This is a genomic window from Fertoeibacter niger (assembly GCF_009380135.2).
GTDB lineage: Bacteria > Pseudomonadota > Alphaproteobacteria > Rhodobacterales > Rhodobacteraceae > Fertoeibacter > Fertoeibacter niger.
Map to the genome: position 1 here is coordinate 375176 of NZ_WHUT02000001.1, position 15872 is coordinate 391047.

Here is a 15872-nt window from a genome sequence, read left to right on the forward strand (position 1 = left end):
GCGCCAGCCGGATCAGCCGGCAGCGGCGACCACAATGACTTCGACCAGGTAATCCGGCGCGGCCAGTTTCGATTCGCCGGTGGCGCGGGCCGGGGTGTGGCCGGGCACGACCCAGGTATCCCATACGGCATTCATCTCGGCGAAGGTGGAAATATCCGCCAGCCAGATCTGTGCCGACAGGATGCGCGTCTTGTCGCTGTTGGCGGCGGTCAGAATGCGGTCCACCTCGGCCAGACAGTCGCGCGTCTGTTCGGCTACCGAGCCGCCGGGTTTGCCGACCTGACCGGCCAGATAAACGGTGCCGTTGTGAATGACCGCCTCGCTCATGCGCGGGCCGGTGCCGATACGGGTGATGTCTGACATGGGATATCCCTTTTGGCTGCGATGCCGCTGCCTAACGTGTTGCGGTGCCCAAGGAAAGGGCTGCGCACGCATGAGGGGGGCACGCATGAAGGGGCCAAGCATGAATGGGATGGAGCGGGTGAAGGGAATCGAACCCTCGTATTCAGCTTGGGAAGCTGCTGCTCTGCCATTGAGCTACACCCGCGACGCTGCCTGACCTAAGCCAGACCGCTGCCATCGTCAAGCCGGTTTGGCGCGGGGGCGACGCGGGCGGGGTGGCGTGAAGGCGGAAAACCAAAGGGGGGCCGCCGGGACAGGGCGACCCCCCAAGCCTTGCCCGGCCGGGGGACATATGGCCGGACAAGGCCGGTTGTGCGAGACTCGAGCCGGGTGTGACGCACCGGACCGCGCCCCGTTCAACAGCAGTTCCGCACCGCTTCAGCGCCAAGGCGCATGGTTGATGCGGTGCGGGCAACAGACAGCCAACCCGTTGAACCAACACCAAAGACGAAGGCGCGGGTCATGGCAGCAAACTTTGGTTCGGGTGCGAGTGTCGCTTTGCCAGCGGCGAGGAATGTCTGTTTGATCGGCTTGATGGCCGGTTCCGTTCCGGTCCGGCCGCCAAAGCGCGTGGAAACATTTACCCACTAAACGGCGCGGGGCTTAAGGGGGCTTGTCGCCCCGCGCCGCAACGGTGGCGGGCCGGATTTCCCCCGGCCCGCCCGCCGGTCTCAGCTTGCGGGCAGCAGCACGGTGTCGATCACATGGATCACCCCGTTCGACTGCATCACATCGGCCACGGTGACATTGGCGACGTTGCCCTGACCATCCTCGATCGTGACCTTGCCATCCGCCGCCTTCACGGTGAATTCGCAGCCGCCCACGGTCGTGACCTTGTGCATGCCGCCATCAGCATCGACCATGGCCGTGATCGCTTCGGCAGTCGCATTGGCCGCAACGACGTGGCAGGTCAGGATCTGGGTCAGCATGTCCTTGTTTTCCGGCAGGATCAGCGATTCCACCGTGCCTGCGGGAAGCTTGGCAAAGGCCTCGTCCGTGGGGGCGAAAACGGTGAACGGGCCAGCGCCCGACAGGGTTTCCACCAGACCGGCGGCCTGAACGGCGGCGACCAGCGTGGTGTGGATCGGCGAGTTCACCGCGTTTTCGATGATGTTCTTGTCGGCGAACATGTCAGCGCCGCCAACCTGCGGGTTCGCCATCGCATGGCCATCTGCGAAAGCGGCACCAGCAAGCAGGGCAAGCGCGGCAACCGAAGTTGCAAGTTTGGTGAGGGTCATGGCAGTCTCTCCCGGTAAGGCAAAGCGGAGGGGCTGTTCCCATCCGACGTTGCAGTAACGGAAGCTTGGGCGGCAGAGTTTCAGCGCCGCGAATAAAGTTTGCCGAAAATATGGTGAAATCCGAAAATTGTTTTGCGCCGGTCTGCCCCGCGTTTTCCGCCATGGCGAAACGCAAGTCACCGTCAGCCAAACGGCCCGCCCAGTAAGGGGCGGGCCGCGGTGGCAGAGCAAAGCGCCCCGACCGGTGTCAGATCAGTTGGCGGGCAGCAGCACCGCGTCGATCACATGGATCACGCCGTTCGACTGCTGCACATCGGCGATGGTCACATTCGCCGGGGCCGTGGCCGCCGCACTGACGATCACCGCGCCTGCTGCGTCTTTCTTCAGCGTCAGCGGGCAACCGCCCACCGAATCCACCACCACGGGCACGTCATCGGCTGCCTGGCTGGTGGAAATCGCATCCGACATCACCGAATCCGCGACCACATGGCACAGCAGGATCTTGGTCAGCTGTTCCTTGTTCTCGGGCAGCAGCAGCGTATCCACGGTGCCGGCGGGAAGCGCGGCAAAGGCGTCGTTCGTCGGCGCAAACACCGTGAACGGGCCAGCGCCCATCAGCGTTTCGGCCAGACCGGCAGCCTGCACGGCGGCGACCAGCGTGGTGTGATCGGCCGAATTCACCGCGTTTTCGACGATGTTCTTGTCGGCGAACATTTCAGCGCCGCCGACCATCGGGTTGGTCTGGGCAAAGGCTGCGCCTGCGGCCAGAACAACAGCGGTGCTGGCGGCGAAAGTGCGGAAATTAAAGCTCATTTCGTTCTCCTCAAACGATGACGGCCGATCTGCGGCCTCATGTCAGGATAACTGCGGGGCAGCGTTAAGGTTCCGTTCCAACGCCTTGCGCCTGTTCACCTTTTTGTCAACACTCGGGGGTGGATGCGGCCCGCCCACGCGCTAAGGACGCCGCAAGATGCGGCGCCCTTCAGAACGCGCAACCACTGATACGCTAGAGCGAGGCCACCACGCCCGTCACCAGAACCGGCCCGGTGGGTGCGCCGGTGGTCGATCCGCCGGTGGGCTCCAGACTGACGGCCAGCACCGCGCCCGGGGCCAGATCGGCCAGCGGGCGGGTGATGCTTTGCGCGTCGATCACGCCCAGCGACACCGGCGCCGCTTCACCGGCGATCAGCCACAGCTCATACACCCGGCCGGTCTCGGCGGCGGGGCCAGCGGTCTGCGTCAGGGTCAGAGCGTCGCTGGATGGATCATAGACAGCCGCGAAGGTCAGCGGCTGCGCCTCGGCGGCCAGTGTGGCGGTCAGGGCAGGGGCCGCCGGTTCGGGCGCGGGCAGCAGATACAGCGCCCCCACAACCAGAGCCGCCGCAACGGCAGCCCCGGCGAATGCGCTGCGCAGGCGGCCGAACAGGCCCGGACGGCGGTCAGGATCGGCACGACCGAACAGCCGCGCCTCGATCTGTGGCAGCAGGTTGGGCGCGGGCACAGGCACATAGTCGGCGTTGAGCGGGGCGAAATGCTGCTCCCATGCCGCTATGCGGGCGGCAAAGCCCGGCTGGGTCTTTGCCAGATTCTCGGCAGCGATCCGTTCCGCCAGCGGCAATGTGCCCAGCACATATTCCGCCGCCAGACCTTCGGCCTCGTCGTCGTCATGCCTATGATCGCCCTGGTCGCTCATGCCTCGAGACAGTCCTTCAGTTTCATCAGGCTGCGGCGCAGCCAGGTCCGCATCGTGTTGAGCGGCACATCGAATTTTTCGGCCAGCGCCTGATAAGACAGCCCGCCCAGATAGGCACCCCGCACCGCCTCGGCCCGGTCAGGCTCCAGCGTGTTCATGCATTCGATCACGCGCTGCGCCTCGCCGCGCGCGATCAGGCCAGCCTCGACCCCGGGGCGGGTGTCGGCAAGCAAATCGGTCTCGTCCTCGCCCGCAGTCTGCTGCGGCCGAGCCCGGATACGGTCGATGGCGTGGTTGCGGGCGATGGCGATCAGCCATGTCATCGCGCGGCCCCGTTCAGCATCGAAGCGGGCGGCCCGAAGCCAGACGCGCGTGAAAACTTCTTGCAGCGCATCCTCGGCTTCGGCCCGATTACCCAGAATACGCAGCAACGTGCCGAAAAGTTTCGCAGAGGAAGCGGAATAGAGTTCACGAAAAGCGGCGCGGTCCTGTGTGGCCACGCGCGCCAGCAAACTGGCCAGCGTATCGTCGGTCATGCGTCAGGAGGCCCCTCTTTGTCCCAGGTCAAACATAGCAACACGTGGTCGCATGGCAACCCCGCGCAACCCTCAACTCCGCCGCCGCCTCCCGGTTCCCCCGCCGCCTCCGGTATTGTAGCTGACATCGGGCAGGGTCACGATTGCCGCCAGCTGCGGGAAGGGATCGGTGGCATGGGGAATGGCGTTGGCATTCACGAAATGCTCTTGAAACCGGGGCTCGATGGCGGTTTCCACCTTGTGAATCCGGTGAACCACCGCCTCGATCCGTGCCCGCGCGGCCACGTTGCACAGCGCGATGCGCGCCCCGGTTCCCGCCGCATTGCCAGCCGACGTGACCGCCGACAGCGGCGCATCGGGGATCATGCCCAGCACCATGGCGTGTTTCGGGCTGATATGCGCGCCAAAGGCCCCGGCCAGCACCACACGGTCCACATTATCAATGCCCATCTCGTCCATCAGCAGCCGCGCGCCGGCATAAAGCGCCGATTTCGCCAGCTGGATGGCACGGATGTCGCCCTGCGTGACCATGATCACCGGGCCACCCTGGGCCGTGCCATCATGCAGCAGGTAGGAATGGGTGCGCCCCTCGGGCATGTTGCGCAGGGTGCCGGTCTGTTCGGCCGAGCCGATCAGCCCCTTGGCATCGACGAGGCCCGCCATGCGCATTTCGGCCACCGCCTCGATGATGCCAGACCCGCAGATGCCGGTGATGCCGCTGCGGGCCGTCGCCTCGGCAAAGCCCGGATCATCCGACCAGAGGTCAGACCCGATGACGCGAAAGCGCGGTTCCTTCGTCACGGGGTCAATCTCCACCCGCTCGATCGCACCCGGGGCGGCGCGCTGGCCGCTGGAGATCTGCGCGCCCTCGAACGCGGGGCCGGTGGGGCTCGAACAGGCCAGCACCCGGCTTTCATTGCCCAAGAGGATCTCGGCATTGGTGCCCACATCGACGATCAGCACCATGTCCTTTGATGTGTTCGGCTCTTCCGCCAGCGCAACTGCCGCCGCATCGGCGCCCACATGGCCCGCGATGCAGGGCAGCACATAGACCCGCGCGGCGCGGTTGATCGCCGTCAGGTCCAGATCGCGGGCGTCCAGCGACAGGCTGCCCGAGGTCGCCAGTGCGAACGGGGCCTGCCCCAGTTCCACCGGGTCGATGCCCAAGAGCAGGTGGTGCATCACCGGGTTGCAGACGAACACCACCTCGTAGATCGCCGCAGGGTCCACCGCCGCCTCGGTCGCAATCGCACCTATCAGCGTGTTCAGGCTGTCGCGCACTGCCCGCGTCATTTCCACATCGCCGCCGGGGTTCATCATCGCGTAAGAGACGCGGCTCATCAGATCCTCGCCAAAGCGGATCTGCGGGTTCATCACGCCCGATGACGCCAGCACCCTGCCATCGCGCAGGTCGCACAGATGCGCCGCGATGGTGGTGGAGCCCAGGTCGATCGCCAGCCCCAGGATCGGCCCCTCGTGATAGCCCGGCCAGATGTCGAGGATGCGGGGATGCGTGTCATTGTGCCCCTTGTGCAGGGCGACGGTCACGTTCCATTCACCCTTGCGCAAGGCGGGTTGCAGGCGGCGCAGGATGCCCAGGTTGGCGGTCACGTCATCAGCCTGCCACTGGTCGGCCAGCGCCTGTGCCAGCCGTTCGAAATCGCCGGTGGGCTCGTGCATGTCGGGTTCGGCCACGGCGACATAGACGGCGCGGGTGGCGGGATCCATCACCATCACCCGCTCGGACGCGGATTTGCGGATCACCTGTTTATGCACCTGGGATTCGGGCGGCACGTCGATGACCACATCACCCATCACGCGGGCCTGGCAGCCCAGACGCCGCCCCTCGGCCAGACCGCGGATGGATTTGTAGCGTTCCTCAACCGCGTTCCAGCCCGACAGTGCATTGGCGGCGACGGTGACGCCGTGTTTCGGAAACTCACCGATGCCGGGCTGCACCTGGCATTTGGAACAGATGCCGCGCCCGCCGCAGACCGAATCGAGATCGACGCCCAACTGGCGTGCGGCGGTCAGCACCGGGGTTCCCAGCGCGAAACGGCCCCGCTTGCCGGAGGGGGTGAAGATCACCAGCGCGTCGTCGGTCATGAATGCCTCGTTCCTGTCGATCTGTGGCAAGTGGCGCGAAAGACGCCGAACGGCAACGAATTTTCTGCGAAAATTCTGATTTTTCGCAGAAAAATCGTAAGCCGCAGGGTCAGAAATGCATGTGGATCGGGCCGCTGTGGCAAACGACAATCAACTGATCCGCCGTTTCCAACAAATGAAACCCGCGCTGGCGCACTTCGGCCACGAACCGTGCCCGGCCCACCTCTCGGTCCACCCAGGCGCGGTTGCGCCGGATCACCCGCCCTGACAGCGCGGATTTCGCCGAGAAAATCTCGGCAATCCAGGCGTCGGGGGTGGTGGTGCGGATGACAAGGCTCATGGTCCACAGCTTGCCAGCCCATAGTTAACGACAGGTTATCGCCCCCGGAGGCCGTCACCCCCGGCTGCGCCGCCCGCCGCGCCGCCCGGATGCAGCGGCATTGGCGGCGGCACTGGCCTCGGCGAATGTCGCGCCCTCTTTCACCGCCTCGAGAATCTTCGCCAGTCGGATCCATTCCCCGCCATTGGCATCATGGTTCATCAGGAAGTTGGCCGCGCGGATCGCCTCCATCTCGACCGACCGCACCGGGTTCATGATCGCGCTTGTCATCCCCGCGCCAATCGCCATCGGAAGGAAGGCCGCGTTGATGCCATGCCGGTTGGGCAGGCCAAAGCTGATGTTGGACGCACCGCAGGTTGTGTTGACCCCCAGCTCGTCGCGCAGGCGGCGCACCAGCGCAAACACCTGCTGGCCTGCCGAGCCCATCGCCCCAACCGGCATCACCAGCGGGTCAACGACAATGTCATGCGCCGGAATGCCGAAATCCGCCGCGCGTTCGACGATCTTTTTCGCCACGGCAAAGCGCACATCCGGGTCTTCGGAAATGCCGGTGTCGTCGTTCGAAATCGCCACCACAGGCACATTGTATTTCTTGACCAGCGGCAGAACCAGTTCCATCCGCTCTTCCTCGCCCGTGACCGAATTCAGGAGCGGGCGGCCCTCACAGGCGATCAGCCCCTGTTCCAGCGCGCCGGGAACCGAGCTGTCGATGCACAAGGGCGTGTCGGTAATCGCCTGAATCCGCAGGATCAATTCGCGCATCAGGGGGGGCTCGACAAAGTTGTTGTCGGCATAGCGCGGATCGTCAGCCATCTTGTTGGTGAACACCGCGCCCGAATTCACGTCCAGCACCATGGCACCGCAGGCGGCCTGTTCCAGCGCGTCACGCTCTACCGTGCTGAAATCCCCGGCCTCCAGCTCTGCCGCGAGTTTCTTGCGTCCGGTGGGGTTGATGCGCTCGCCGATCACGCAGAAGGGTTCGTCAAAGCCGATGATGACGGTTTTCGTTTTGGATTCAATGACGGTGCGGGTCATGCTTCAACCTTTTTCTGAACTGTGCGCGGGCTGGCCAGAGGCGCCGCCATGGTCGATGGCCCAGGTGGCGTTGGTCTTGATACCGCCCAGGGGAAAGAAATGCACGGCCTCGATGCCGAAACCGGGGTGGCGGGCCTTGTGTGCGGCCAGTGCGCCCAGGAACTCGGTCGGCTCATAGGGCAGCAGCAGCTTGGTCACATCCATCGCGCGCTTTTGCAACACGCGCAGCGACGGCCCCACACCGCAGGCGATGGCGAATTTGATCAGGGTTTGCAGCTTTGCCGGGCCTGCCACACCGATATGGATCGGCAGCGCAATGCCCTCGGCGGCCAGACGGTCGGCCCAGGCGATCACCGGGTCGGCCTCGAAACAGAACTGGGTGGCGATGGCCATCTGCGCATCTGTCCGTTCGGAAAACGCCTGTTTCCATGTCAGCGCCTGCATCACCATGCGGTCTGATCCGTCGGCGTCGATATCCTTGTTGCCCTCGGGGTGGCCCGCCACATGCAGCCGGTCGAACCCGTCGAACAGCCCGGTTTCGATCATCTGCATGGAACTGTCGAATTCGCCAGCGGGAGTAGACACCCCGCCACCTAGCAGCAGGGCCTGACGCACATCTGCCTCGCCCTGATAACGCGCGATCCAGTCGGCCAGTTGCTCGCGGCTTTTGATGATGCGGGCGGGGAAATGCGGCATCACCACATAGCCTTCGGCATGCAGGCGCCGCGCGGTGGCCACCATATCCTCGATCAGCGTGCCCTCGATGTGGGCGATATACACCCGCGTGCCGCGCGGCAGCAGGGGGCGGAAATCATCCACCTTTTCGGCGGTGCGGGGCATCACCTCGATGGAATAGCCGCGCAGCAAGGCTTCGACCTCGGGGTTCACGCCGGGGGTTGCGGGGGCCTCGCGGCGGAAGTTGAACAGCGCCATGGTCGTCTCCGGGTGTCGCGGGGGCCTTACGCCCAGCCGTCGTTGGCAATCAGCGTCTTGATGCGGGCGGTGTCATATTCCGCCTCAAGGCGCGCGGCTTCGGAAGCGGCGAGGGCAGCGGGCTCGCCCTCGGCCGTATGGCCCACACGCCGCCATTCGGCCAGATAGGCGCTGTCATCCTTGGCGCCCACCTTCATCGCGCAGCGGTCGATCGCCTGCTCGAACCGTTCGGGCAATTGCACTTTGGATGCGCTGCGCCCCTTGCCCACCAGAACCTGAGCCGGGATGTCGCGCCAATAGATGATGGTAACTTCGGGCATCTGATTCCTCTTCCTCGCCTGTGTTTACGGGGCAACCACCGCCATCCGATGCCGGTTTTCGACATGGTGGACGTGCAGAGCGACCCTGCGGCGACGCGGGCCCTGCATAGCCGGGAAACCGCGCCGCCGCGAGACGGGCAAAGCTGAAAAATCCTCATGCAGATGATGAACGACGTGTGACATGTGCAGCGGCATCGCCGCTTGCGAAGGGGGGCGCGCGGGTCTAGCATGAATGCAACCATGAATGGAGGGCGACAGATGACGCCCGAGCGTCCCAGGGGTGGGGACGCGCTCCCGCAGGTCATTGGCGATGGTGCTGACGGCCCGGTCGAACAGTTCGCCACCCCTCTGCCGGGTCAGGGGCAGCTTTACGCTGCGCTTGATCTGGGAACAAACTCGTGCCGGATGCTGATTGCCCAACCGCGGGGCAGTCAGTTTCAGGTCGTGGACAGTTTTTCCAAGACTGTCCAGCTTGGCGTGGGGCTGGAGGCTTCGGGCCGGCTGTCGCGTGCCTCGATGGGGCGCACGGTGCAGGCGTTGCGCATCTGCCAGAAAAAGATCGAAAAGCACAATGTCCGCCGCATGCGTCTGGTGGCGACCGAGGCTTGCCGCCGCGCGCGCAACGCCCGCGATTTCATCCGGCAGGTGCGGCGCGAAACCGGGCTGAACATCGAAATCATCGCACCCGAGGAAGAGGCCCGGCTGGCGGTGATTTCCTGCGCGCCGCTGGTCAACACCAGCACCGAGCAGTTGCTGGTGGTGGATATCGGCGGCGGGTCAACCGAACTGGTCTGGATTGACCTGTCGCGCGTGGTGCCCGAGGATCGGCCAAAATCCATCATGCGGCTGCATGCCGGTTTCGCGCCGCAGGGCGATGGCAATGCGCGGGTGGTGGATTGGATCTCGGTGCCGCTGGGGGTGGCCACGCTGAAGGACCAGTTCATAGATGTGGAGGATGACGCCGCGCGTTTCGCGCTGATGTCGTGGTTCTTCGAGGAGAATCTGGCCAGTTTCAGCCCCTACAACGCCGACAACCCGCGCGAGGGGTTTCAGATCATCGGCACATCCGGCACGGTGACCACGGTGGCCGCGTCTTTCCTGGGGCTGCGCCGCTATGACCGCACCAAGGTGGACGGGCTGCACATGTCATCCGACCAGATCGACACGGTGATCCGCGATTATCTGTCGCTGGGCCCCGAGGGGCGGCGCACCGACCCGCGCATCGGGCGCGACCGGCACAGCCTGATCATGTCCGGCGCGGCTATCCTTCAGGCGCTGATGCGGATATGGCCCACGGATCGCCTGTCCGTGGCCGACCGTGGCCTGCGCGAGGGGCTGTTATATGCACAGATGAGCGCGGATGGCGTTCTGGAAGACGGGCCTTACACATGACGACAGACAAACCCAACTCCGGCCGGGGCCAGCGCGAATTGCGCGTGCGGGTGAAAACGGCCAAGGGGCGCAAGCTCAGTTCGACCCGCTGGCTGGAACGGCAGCTGAACGACCCCTATGTGGTGAATGCCAAGAAAGAGGGCTACCGGGGCCGGGCGGCCTACAAGATACTGGAGCTTGACGACAAATACGGGTTCCTGAAGGCCGGGGCGCGGGTGGTTGACCTTGGCTGCGCGCCGGGTGGCTGGTGCCAGGTGGCCGTGGCGCGGGTGAACGCGCTGGGAGACCGCAAGAACAAGCCGCAGGGCACCGTTCTGGGTGTGGACCTGCAAGAGGTGGAGCCGATCGCCGGGGCCGAGATTCACGTGCTGGATTTTCTGGCCGAGGATGCCGATGCGCAGGTCAAGGGCTGGCTGGGCGGCGGGGCCGATGTGGTGATGAGCGACATGGCGGCGGCGGCATCGGGGCACAAGGGCACCGACCACCTGCGTATCATCGCGCTGGTGGATGCTGCGCTGGATTTTGCCTTTGACGTGCTGGAACCGGGCGGCACTTTCGTGGCCAAGGTGCTGGCGGGCGGGGCCGAGATCGGCATGCAGACCCGGCTGAAAAAGCATTTCACCAAAGTGGCGAATGTGAAACCCCCTGCCAGCCGCGCCGACAGTTCGGAGAAATTCGTGGTGGCGATGGGGTTCCGGGGCCGTGATCTGGCCGCGGGCGACCTGGCGGCGGAGGTTGATTAGGCCGCGCGGTTGACGTTCGGCACGCAAGCATGCGGGAGTTGGCATCCCGTCTGACCGTCCTGATTTGCGGACCCGGCCCGCCGGGCCACCCGGCAAGAGGGGCCGCGGCGCTTTGACCTTTTCGGTTGACCGGCCACACCATCTTGCTTCGTGCCGGATGGCTTGCAATTGACGCAGCGTTAACAAAGAAATATTCATTTCCGCGAAAATCTTCGGCCAACTCATCCATCCAGCTTGGGAGAATGTGTTTTGAGCTTGCGCTACCTGTTGTCTCTTGGCCTTTTTGCAACGGCCTTGCCTGCCTTGGCCCAAACTAACGGATATGGCGGCTACGACATTGTTGCCTTTCCGCCGGCAGAAACCTTCTATGCGTCGGCACGCAACTGGCATGTGTTCAGCGCGCGGGGCCCGGTCGGCTTTGCCTATTGCTTTGCCGAAGGGGTGCGGGACGGGGCCGCTTACCGGCTGGGCTGGGATGGCATGCAATGGCAGCTTGCGGTTCCGATCACCTCCAGCCCCGACTGGCAGGGCACGTTGCAGATCGACGGCGCGGGGTCGGGGCAGGGCTATCTGCGCGGCGGGGATTACAGCTCTGGCACCGCTTCCGGCGGCTGGACCATTGCCTGGCTGGGCCTGGCCGAGCTTGACGGATTGCAAAAGGGCAGCGTGGCGGTGCTGGGGCCGGGGCGTGCGGACTTCGACTTTTCGCTGGCGGGCAGCACGGCGGCCATCCTGAAGGTCGAGGAATGCGTGGCCCGGCAGGGTGCCACCGCTGTGATAGCCGCGCCCAGCTTTGCAGATCCGTCAGAACGGACGCTGCGGACCTTCGCCGTTGTTGGCGACTGGGTCATCAGCGAGCATCTTCAGGGCAGTCAGGTGCGGGCCTGCGAAGCGCGCGACACTGTGCAGCCGACGTTGCGATTCGAGATTGATCGCGACAATTCCTATATCGACTTCAAGGACAACGGCCAGATGGGGGGCATCGGTGCCCGTGTGCCTGTCATGATCGGTTTTGGCCCCGGCTCTGCGCCGACGCAGCACATGGTCGAGATCATCGAAGGCAGCGACGGAGAGATTTGGGGCCGCCTTACCGAAGGGCGCATGGACGGCCCGGGCCTGATTGACGATGCGTTCCAGAATGCGTCGCAAGTGTCGTTCCAGGGCCCGAACATCATCCTGGAACGGGGCCTTTACGGCAGCGGGGCGGCGCTTGACGCCTATTTCCGGTGCAGCAACGGCATCCAGTGATCCAAAGGCCGGGCGGCGCAAAACCCTTGCGCCGTCCCTGGCCGCCATTGGCCTGTCGGTGCCGCACAATTGCCAAGCCGCTGGCGGTGAGGCCAGCCAGCGACGGCAAACCGCTGCCGACTCAGGTTGTGCCACCTCGTCGCTGCGATCAACTCTGGTTCAATATGAACGAATGGTTTGCCGGAAATTCACTCCGTGCACCGAGCCGAGTGGCCGCATTCCAGTCTTTCAGGCTTGAATCAGCCGCCCCAGCTGCGCACCGGGCCGCAATCCATATGCACGAAATTCGACCGCGAATAGCGCCCCACGCCACCCGAAGCACAGGCCTCGGCCGCCTTGGCCATCTGGCCGACCGAGCGCGATTTCAGCCGCAGGTCGGCAGCCTGGCCCACCATATGCAGCGAATGCTTGGCCACACCGCCCGACTTCGACCGCAGCATGGCATTGGTGCCGGGGCTGCGGTAACCTGACAGCATCATGTAGGGTTCCGACACGTCCATCAGACGGTGCGAGGCCGCCATGATATCCACCGTGCGCGGGTCGATCTTTGTGGTTTCACCCGAGCGCCAGTCGCGCATGAAGTGGTTGATTTCCTTGATGGCCTCGGGAATGTAATCGCCCTCGATCCAGTAGATCGTGTCGATGCTTTCCCCGGTCCGGCCCGAATACATCCGCACGCGGCGAATGTCGCCTGCGCCTTTCAGCAACCCGAACGCATTCGAATAGGTAGGAGCGGCTATCAAGGCGGTGGCCGCAAACGCGCCCAACAGGCCACGCCGCGTCAACCCCGAAACTGTCGTCTGTGTCATTCTATGCGATGTCCCGTCGCTGGTATTCGCCCGCCTGTAACCGGCGGCTTGCTGCCCTTATCCCCAAGTGCCTCAAATCTATGCCATAGCGGGGGGTGCAACCCAAGCGCTGAATCCCCGTCTGTGGCCATATCAAGGCCAATCGGCAAAAAATTGCTGAACGTGACGAAAATTTGCGCAACCATCCGCGCGGTCACATAGCGTGGTAAAAAGGTGACAAACCGGCGCATGCTGGCGTTTATGTGAATGGACAGGGCAGGGCAAATCGCGGAAGTTTGAAGAAAATCAGGCCTCAACATGATTGGTGGCCAGAATATCCGGCCAGAGGACAGTATGACGCCAGCATTCTACCGCCCGCTTCGGCTTTCGGCAGCGCCGCTCTTTCTGTCGATCATTTTATCTTTCGGCTCGCCCGATCATGCGCAGGCGCAGATATCGCCCTTCACACAGGCACTGGCGGCGGCCGCGGGGCAGGATGATACCATTTCGGCGTTCTACCGCGCCCGCGATTACCGCACGCTCTGGACCGGGGCAGCCGATGCCGAACGGCGCAATGCGCTGCTGTCGGCGCTGCTGACGGCGGGCGATCATGGCCTGCCGGTGCGGCGCTATGACCCGGCGGAACTGATGGCGGCGTTGCAGGCGGCCGTGACCGAAGGCGACCGGGGCCGGCTGGAAGTGGCGATGACCCGCGCTTTTCTTGATTACGCGCGCGATATCCAGACCGGCATTCTGGTGCCGGCCAAGGTCGATGCGGGCATCGTGCGCGAGGTGCCGCTGCGCGACCCGCTGGCCAATCTGGCGGCGTTTGAAAGCGGCTCGCCCACCGCTTTCCTGAAGAACCTGCCACCGAAAGACCCGGAATATGCCCGGCTGGTAAAGGAAAAGATCACGCTGGAACGGCTGATCGCCACCGGCGGCTGGGGGCCATCGGTGCCCGCCGAGAAACTGGCGCCCGGGGCCAGCGGGGCGGCGGTTGTGGCGCTGCGCGACCGGCTGATGGCCATGGGCTATCTGCGGCGCACCGCGACCGGCAGCTATGATGCCGCAATGGAAAATGCCGTGCAGGAATTTCAGCGCCATCATGGGCTGGAGGCTGACGGCGTGGCTGGCATCAGCACGATCGAGGAAATCAACGTGGGCCCCGACGTGCGGCTGCGTTCTATACTGGTCGCTCTGGAGCGTGAGCGCTGGATGAACATCCCGCGTGGCCAGCGGCATATCTGGGTGAACCTTACGGATTTCAGCGCCAAAATCGTGGATGATGGCAAGACCACCTTCGCCACCCGTTCGGTGATCGGCAAGGATGTGCCCGACCAGCGCAGCCCCGAGTTTTCCGACGTGATGGATTACATGGTGATCAACCCGTCGTGGAACGTGCCGCGCTCGATCACCACAAAGGAATATCTGCCGCTGATGCAGCGAAATCCGGGCGCTGCGGGCCATCTGCAACTGATCGACAGCCGGGGCCGTGTGGTGCCGCGCGGGGCGGTGAATTTCAACGCCTATTCGGCGCGGACATTCCCGTTTTCCATGCGCCAGCCGCCGTCGGACGGCAATGCGCTGGGGCTGGTGAAGTTCATGTTCCCGAACCAGTGGAACATCTATCTGCATGACACGCCGTCAAAATCCCTGTTCGACCGTGAGGTGCGGGCCTTCAGCCACGGCTGCATCCGACTGGCCGACCCCTTCGATTTCGCCTATGCGCTGCTGGCCAAGCAGACCGACGACCCCGAGGGGCTGTTTCAGGGCCATCTGAAGACCGGCCGCGAAACTGTTGTCAATCTGGAACAGCCGGTGCCGGTGCATCTGGTGTATTTCACCGCCTATTCCTCGGCCAAGGGGCAGATGAACTATCGCCGCGATGTCTATGGCCGCGATCAGCGCATCTATGAGGCGCTGGAACAGGCCGGGGTGGCATCGGCCCCGGTTCAGGGCTAAATCTGGCGGCGGCGGGCCGTTCCGCCGCCTGAACCGGAGCCTGCCCATGCCCACGATCCGCGCGATTGCCGATGCCCTTGGCGCTGTGGCCGAGGGTGATCTTGACCTGCAGGTCACGCGCGCCGCCGAACCCGCCATGGCGGGGCCGGATGATCTGGCGCTGGCGATGGACCTGAAATATGCAGACGGCTTTGCCACGGGCCATGCGCGGGCGGCGCTCTTGTGGCCGGGGGCCGACTGGCAGGCGCTGGGTTTGCAGGCTGCGATCTTTGCACCGCGCGGGCGGCTGGCGATGGCCGGGCTGACTCGGATGCTGGACGCCGGGCCGCAGATTGCGCCGGGCGTGCATGCCATGGCGCTGGTTGACCCATCGGCGGTGATCGGGGAAGGCGCGGCCATCGGGCCGTTTGTCAGCATTGGCGCAGGCGTGCGAATCGGCGCGCGTGCGCGCATTGCCAGCCATGTGTCGGTGGCCGAAGGTGCGGTGATCGGGGATGATGCGCTGATCCTGCAAGGCGCGCGGATCGGCGCGCGGGTGGTGCTGGGTGATCGCATCATCGTGCAACCCGGCGCTGTGATCGGGGCCGATGGGTTTTCCTTTGTCACGCCGGAGAAGTCGGGGGTGGAACAGATCCGCGAAACCCTGGGCCAGCGCGACCATATCGCCGCACAAAGCTGGACGCGGATACATTCGCTTGGTTCCGTAACCATCGGGGATGATGTCGAAATCGGCGCGAATGCCTGTATTGACCGGGGCACGATCCGCGATACGGTGATCGGCCATGGCACAAAGCTCGATAACCTGGTGCATGTGGGGCACAATGTGCAGGTGGGGCGGGATTGCCTGTTGTGCGGGCAGGTCGGCATCGCAGGCTCGGCCCGGATCGGCGACCGGGTGGTGCTGGGCGGGCAGGTCGGCGTCAGTGACAACATCTTTGTCGGCGATGACGTGATCGCGGGCGGGGCCACCAAGATCATGACCAACGCGCCCGCAGGCCGGGTGCTGCTGGGTTATCCGGCGGTCAGGATGGAAACGCATGTCGAAATGCAAAAGGCGCTGCGCCGCCTGCCGCGTCTGGCGGCAACGGTGGCCGCATTGCAGAAAGCTGTTTCAAAGACCGGCGAGAGTGACTAAA

At 64.5% G+C, this 15872-nt stretch carries 16 protein-coding genes and 1 tRNA gene; 5 read left to right on the plus strand and 12 right to left on the minus strand.

Annotated features, from left to right (window positions below; translation table 11 throughout):
* Positions 1 to 12: 12 nt before the first annotated feature.
* The 11 genes from GEU84_RS01840 to GEU84_RS01890 form a co-directional block, all read right to left on the minus strand.
* Positions 13 to 363, minus strand: a complete 351-nt coding sequence (locus tag GEU84_RS01840) for a RidA family protein (RefSeq protein ID WP_152823786.1) — start codon at positions 361 to 363, stop codon at positions 13 to 15.
* A 110-nt stretch (positions 364 to 473) separates the two neighbouring features.
* Positions 474 to 547: transfer RNA gene (locus GEU84_RS01845), tRNA-Gly, on the minus strand.
* A 526-nt stretch (positions 548 to 1073) separates the two neighbouring features.
* Positions 1074 to 1640: a fasciclin domain-containing protein gene (locus GEU84_RS01850; protein ID WP_152823787.1), complete on the minus strand. Its 567-nt coding sequence runs from the start codon at positions 1638 to 1640 to the stop codon at positions 1074 to 1076.
* Between the two features lie 252 nt (positions 1641 to 1892).
* Positions 1893 to 2453, minus strand: a complete 561-nt coding sequence (locus GEU84_RS01855; RefSeq protein WP_152823788.1) for a fasciclin domain-containing protein — start codon at positions 2451 to 2453, stop codon at positions 1893 to 1895.
* 193 nt (positions 2454 to 2646) lie between these two features.
* Positions 2647 to 3333, minus strand: a complete 687-nt coding sequence (locus tag GEU84_RS01860) for an anti-sigma factor (RefSeq protein WP_152823789.1) — start codon at positions 3331 to 3333, stop codon at positions 2647 to 2649.
* Positions 3330 to 3869 (minus strand): sigma-70 family RNA polymerase sigma factor, encoded by a 540-nt coding sequence (locus tag GEU84_RS01865; RefSeq protein WP_152823790.1) that lies wholly within the window; start codon positions 3867 to 3869, stop codon positions 3330 to 3332. Before GEU84_RS01865 ends, GEU84_RS01860 begins: the two co-directional genes overlap by 4 nt.
* 72 nt (positions 3870 to 3941) lie before the next feature.
* Positions 3942 to 5975, minus strand: coding sequence for an ASKHA domain-containing protein (locus tag GEU84_RS01870; RefSeq protein ID WP_152823791.1), 2034 nt, complete (start codon positions 5973 to 5975; stop codon positions 3942 to 3944).
* A gap of 109 nt (positions 5976 to 6084) precedes the next feature.
* Positions 6085 to 6315, minus strand: a complete 231-nt coding sequence (locus GEU84_RS01875; protein ID WP_152823792.1) for an N-(5'-phosphoribosyl)anthranilate isomerase — start codon at positions 6313 to 6315, stop codon at positions 6085 to 6087.
* A 54-nt stretch (positions 6316 to 6369) separates the two neighbouring features.
* The gene (locus GEU84_RS01880; RefSeq protein ID WP_152823793.1) at positions 6370 to 7350 is read right to left on the minus strand and encodes a methyltetrahydrofolate cobalamin methyltransferase; all 981 of its coding nucleotides are present in this window, start codon (positions 7348 to 7350) and stop codon (positions 6370 to 6372) included.
* Positions 7351 to 7353: 3 nt separating this feature from the next.
* On the minus strand, positions 7354 to 8283 hold the full coding sequence (locus GEU84_RS01885; protein ID WP_152823794.1) for a methylenetetrahydrofolate reductase: 930 nt from the start codon (positions 8281 to 8283) through the stop codon (positions 7354 to 7356).
* Positions 8284 to 8309: 26 nt separating this feature from the next.
* Positions 8310 to 8603, minus strand: coding sequence for a virulence factor (locus tag GEU84_RS01890; RefSeq protein ID WP_152823795.1), 294 nt, complete (start codon positions 8601 to 8603; stop codon positions 8310 to 8312).
* A 258-nt stretch (positions 8604 to 8861) separates the two neighbouring features.
* Between GEU84_RS01890 and GEU84_RS01895 the strand changes: the two genes are divergently transcribed.
* The 3 genes from GEU84_RS01895 to GEU84_RS01905 all read left to right on the plus strand — a co-directional run bounded on the left by GEU84_RS01895 (position 8862) and on the right by GEU84_RS01905 (position 11986).
* Complete coding sequence (locus GEU84_RS01895; protein WP_152823796.1) at positions 8862 to 9995, plus strand: Ppx/GppA phosphatase family protein; 1134 nt, start codon at positions 8862 to 8864, stop codon at positions 9993 to 9995.
* A complete protein-coding gene (locus GEU84_RS01900; protein WP_152823797.1) occupies positions 9992 to 10738 on the plus strand; it encodes an RlmE family RNA methyltransferase in 747 nt (248 codons plus the stop codon). The genes GEU84_RS01895 and GEU84_RS01900 overlap by 4 nt, the downstream gene beginning before the upstream one ends.
* A 303-nt stretch (positions 10739 to 11041) precedes the next feature.
* On the plus strand, positions 11042 to 11986 hold the full coding sequence (locus GEU84_RS01905; RefSeq protein WP_152823798.1) for a hypothetical protein: 945 nt from the start codon (positions 11042 to 11044) through the stop codon (positions 11984 to 11986).
* 239 nt (positions 11987 to 12225) lie between these two features.
* On the opposite strand, the gene mepK is transcribed toward GEU84_RS01905, so the two are convergent.
* Entirely contained in the window at positions 12226 to 12795 is a 570-nt protein-coding gene (mepK, locus tag GEU84_RS01910; protein WP_152823799.1) for a peptidoglycan L,D-endopeptidase MepK, read from the minus strand.
* A gap of 333 nt (positions 12796 to 13128) precedes the next feature.
* On the opposite strand from mepK, the gene GEU84_RS01915 reads away from it, so the two are divergent.
* Together GEU84_RS01915 and lpxD are read left to right on the plus strand one after the other, a co-directional pair.
* Complete coding sequence (locus tag GEU84_RS01915) at positions 13129 to 14736, plus strand: L,D-transpeptidase family protein (protein ID WP_152823800.1); 1608 nt, start codon at positions 13129 to 13131, stop codon at positions 14734 to 14736.
* A gap of 46 nt (positions 14737 to 14782) precedes the next feature.
* Complete coding sequence (gene lpxD, locus GEU84_RS01920) at positions 14783 to 15871, plus strand: UDP-3-O-(3-hydroxymyristoyl)glucosamine N-acyltransferase (RefSeq protein ID WP_152823801.1); 1089 nt, start codon at positions 14783 to 14785, stop codon at positions 15869 to 15871.
* Position 15872: the final 1 nt, after the last annotated feature.

Coding starts and splice junctions, on each gene's coding strand:
- GEU84_RS01840 (WP_152823786.1), bottom strand. CDS start 363: ATGTCAGACATCACCCGTATCGGCACCGGCCCGCGCATGAGCGAGGCG.
- GEU84_RS01850 (WP_152823787.1), bottom strand. CDS start 1,640: ATGACCCTCACCAAACTTGCAACTTCGGTTGCCGCGCTTGCCCTGCTT.
- GEU84_RS01855 (WP_152823788.1), bottom strand. CDS start 2,453: ATGAGCTTTAATTTCCGCACTTTCGCCGCCAGCACCGCTGTTGTTCTG.
- GEU84_RS01860 (WP_152823789.1), bottom strand. CDS start 3,333: ATGAGCGACCAGGGCGATCATAGGCATGACGACGACGAGGCCGAAGGT.
- GEU84_RS01865 (WP_152823790.1), bottom strand. CDS start 3,869: ATGACCGACGATACGCTGGCCAGTTTGCTGGCGCGCGTGGCCACACAG.
- GEU84_RS01870 (WP_152823791.1), bottom strand. CDS start 5,975: ATGACCGACGACGCGCTGGTGATCTTCACCCCCTCCGGCAAGCGGGGC.
- GEU84_RS01875 (WP_152823792.1), bottom strand. CDS start 6,315: ATGAGCCTTGTCATCCGCACCACCACCCCCGACGCCTGGATTGCCGAG.
- GEU84_RS01880 (WP_152823793.1), bottom strand. CDS start 7,350: ATGACCCGCACCGTCATTGAATCCAAAACGAAAACCGTCATCATCGGC.
- GEU84_RS01885 (WP_152823794.1), bottom strand. CDS start 8,283: ATGGCGCTGTTCAACTTCCGCCGCGAGGCCCCCGCAACCCCCGGCGTG.
- GEU84_RS01890 (WP_152823795.1), bottom strand. CDS start 8,603: ATGCCCGAAGTTACCATCATCTATTGGCGCGACATCCCGGCTCAGGTT.
- GEU84_RS01895 (WP_152823796.1), top strand. CDS start 8,862: ATGACGCCCGAGCGTCCCAGGGGTGGGGACGCGCTCCCGCAGGTCATT.
- GEU84_RS01900 (WP_152823797.1), top strand. CDS start 9,992: ATGACGACAGACAAACCCAACTCCGGCCGGGGCCAGCGCGAATTGCGC.
- mepK (WP_152823799.1), bottom strand. CDS start 12,795: ATGACACAGACGACAGTTTCGGGGTTGACGCGGCGTGGCCTGTTGGGC.
- GEU84_RS01915 (WP_152823800.1), top strand. CDS start 13,129: ATGACGCCAGCATTCTACCGCCCGCTTCGGCTTTCGGCAGCGCCGCTC.
- lpxD (WP_152823801.1), top strand. CDS start 14,783: ATGCCCACGATCCGCGCGATTGCCGATGCCCTTGGCGCTGTGGCCGAG.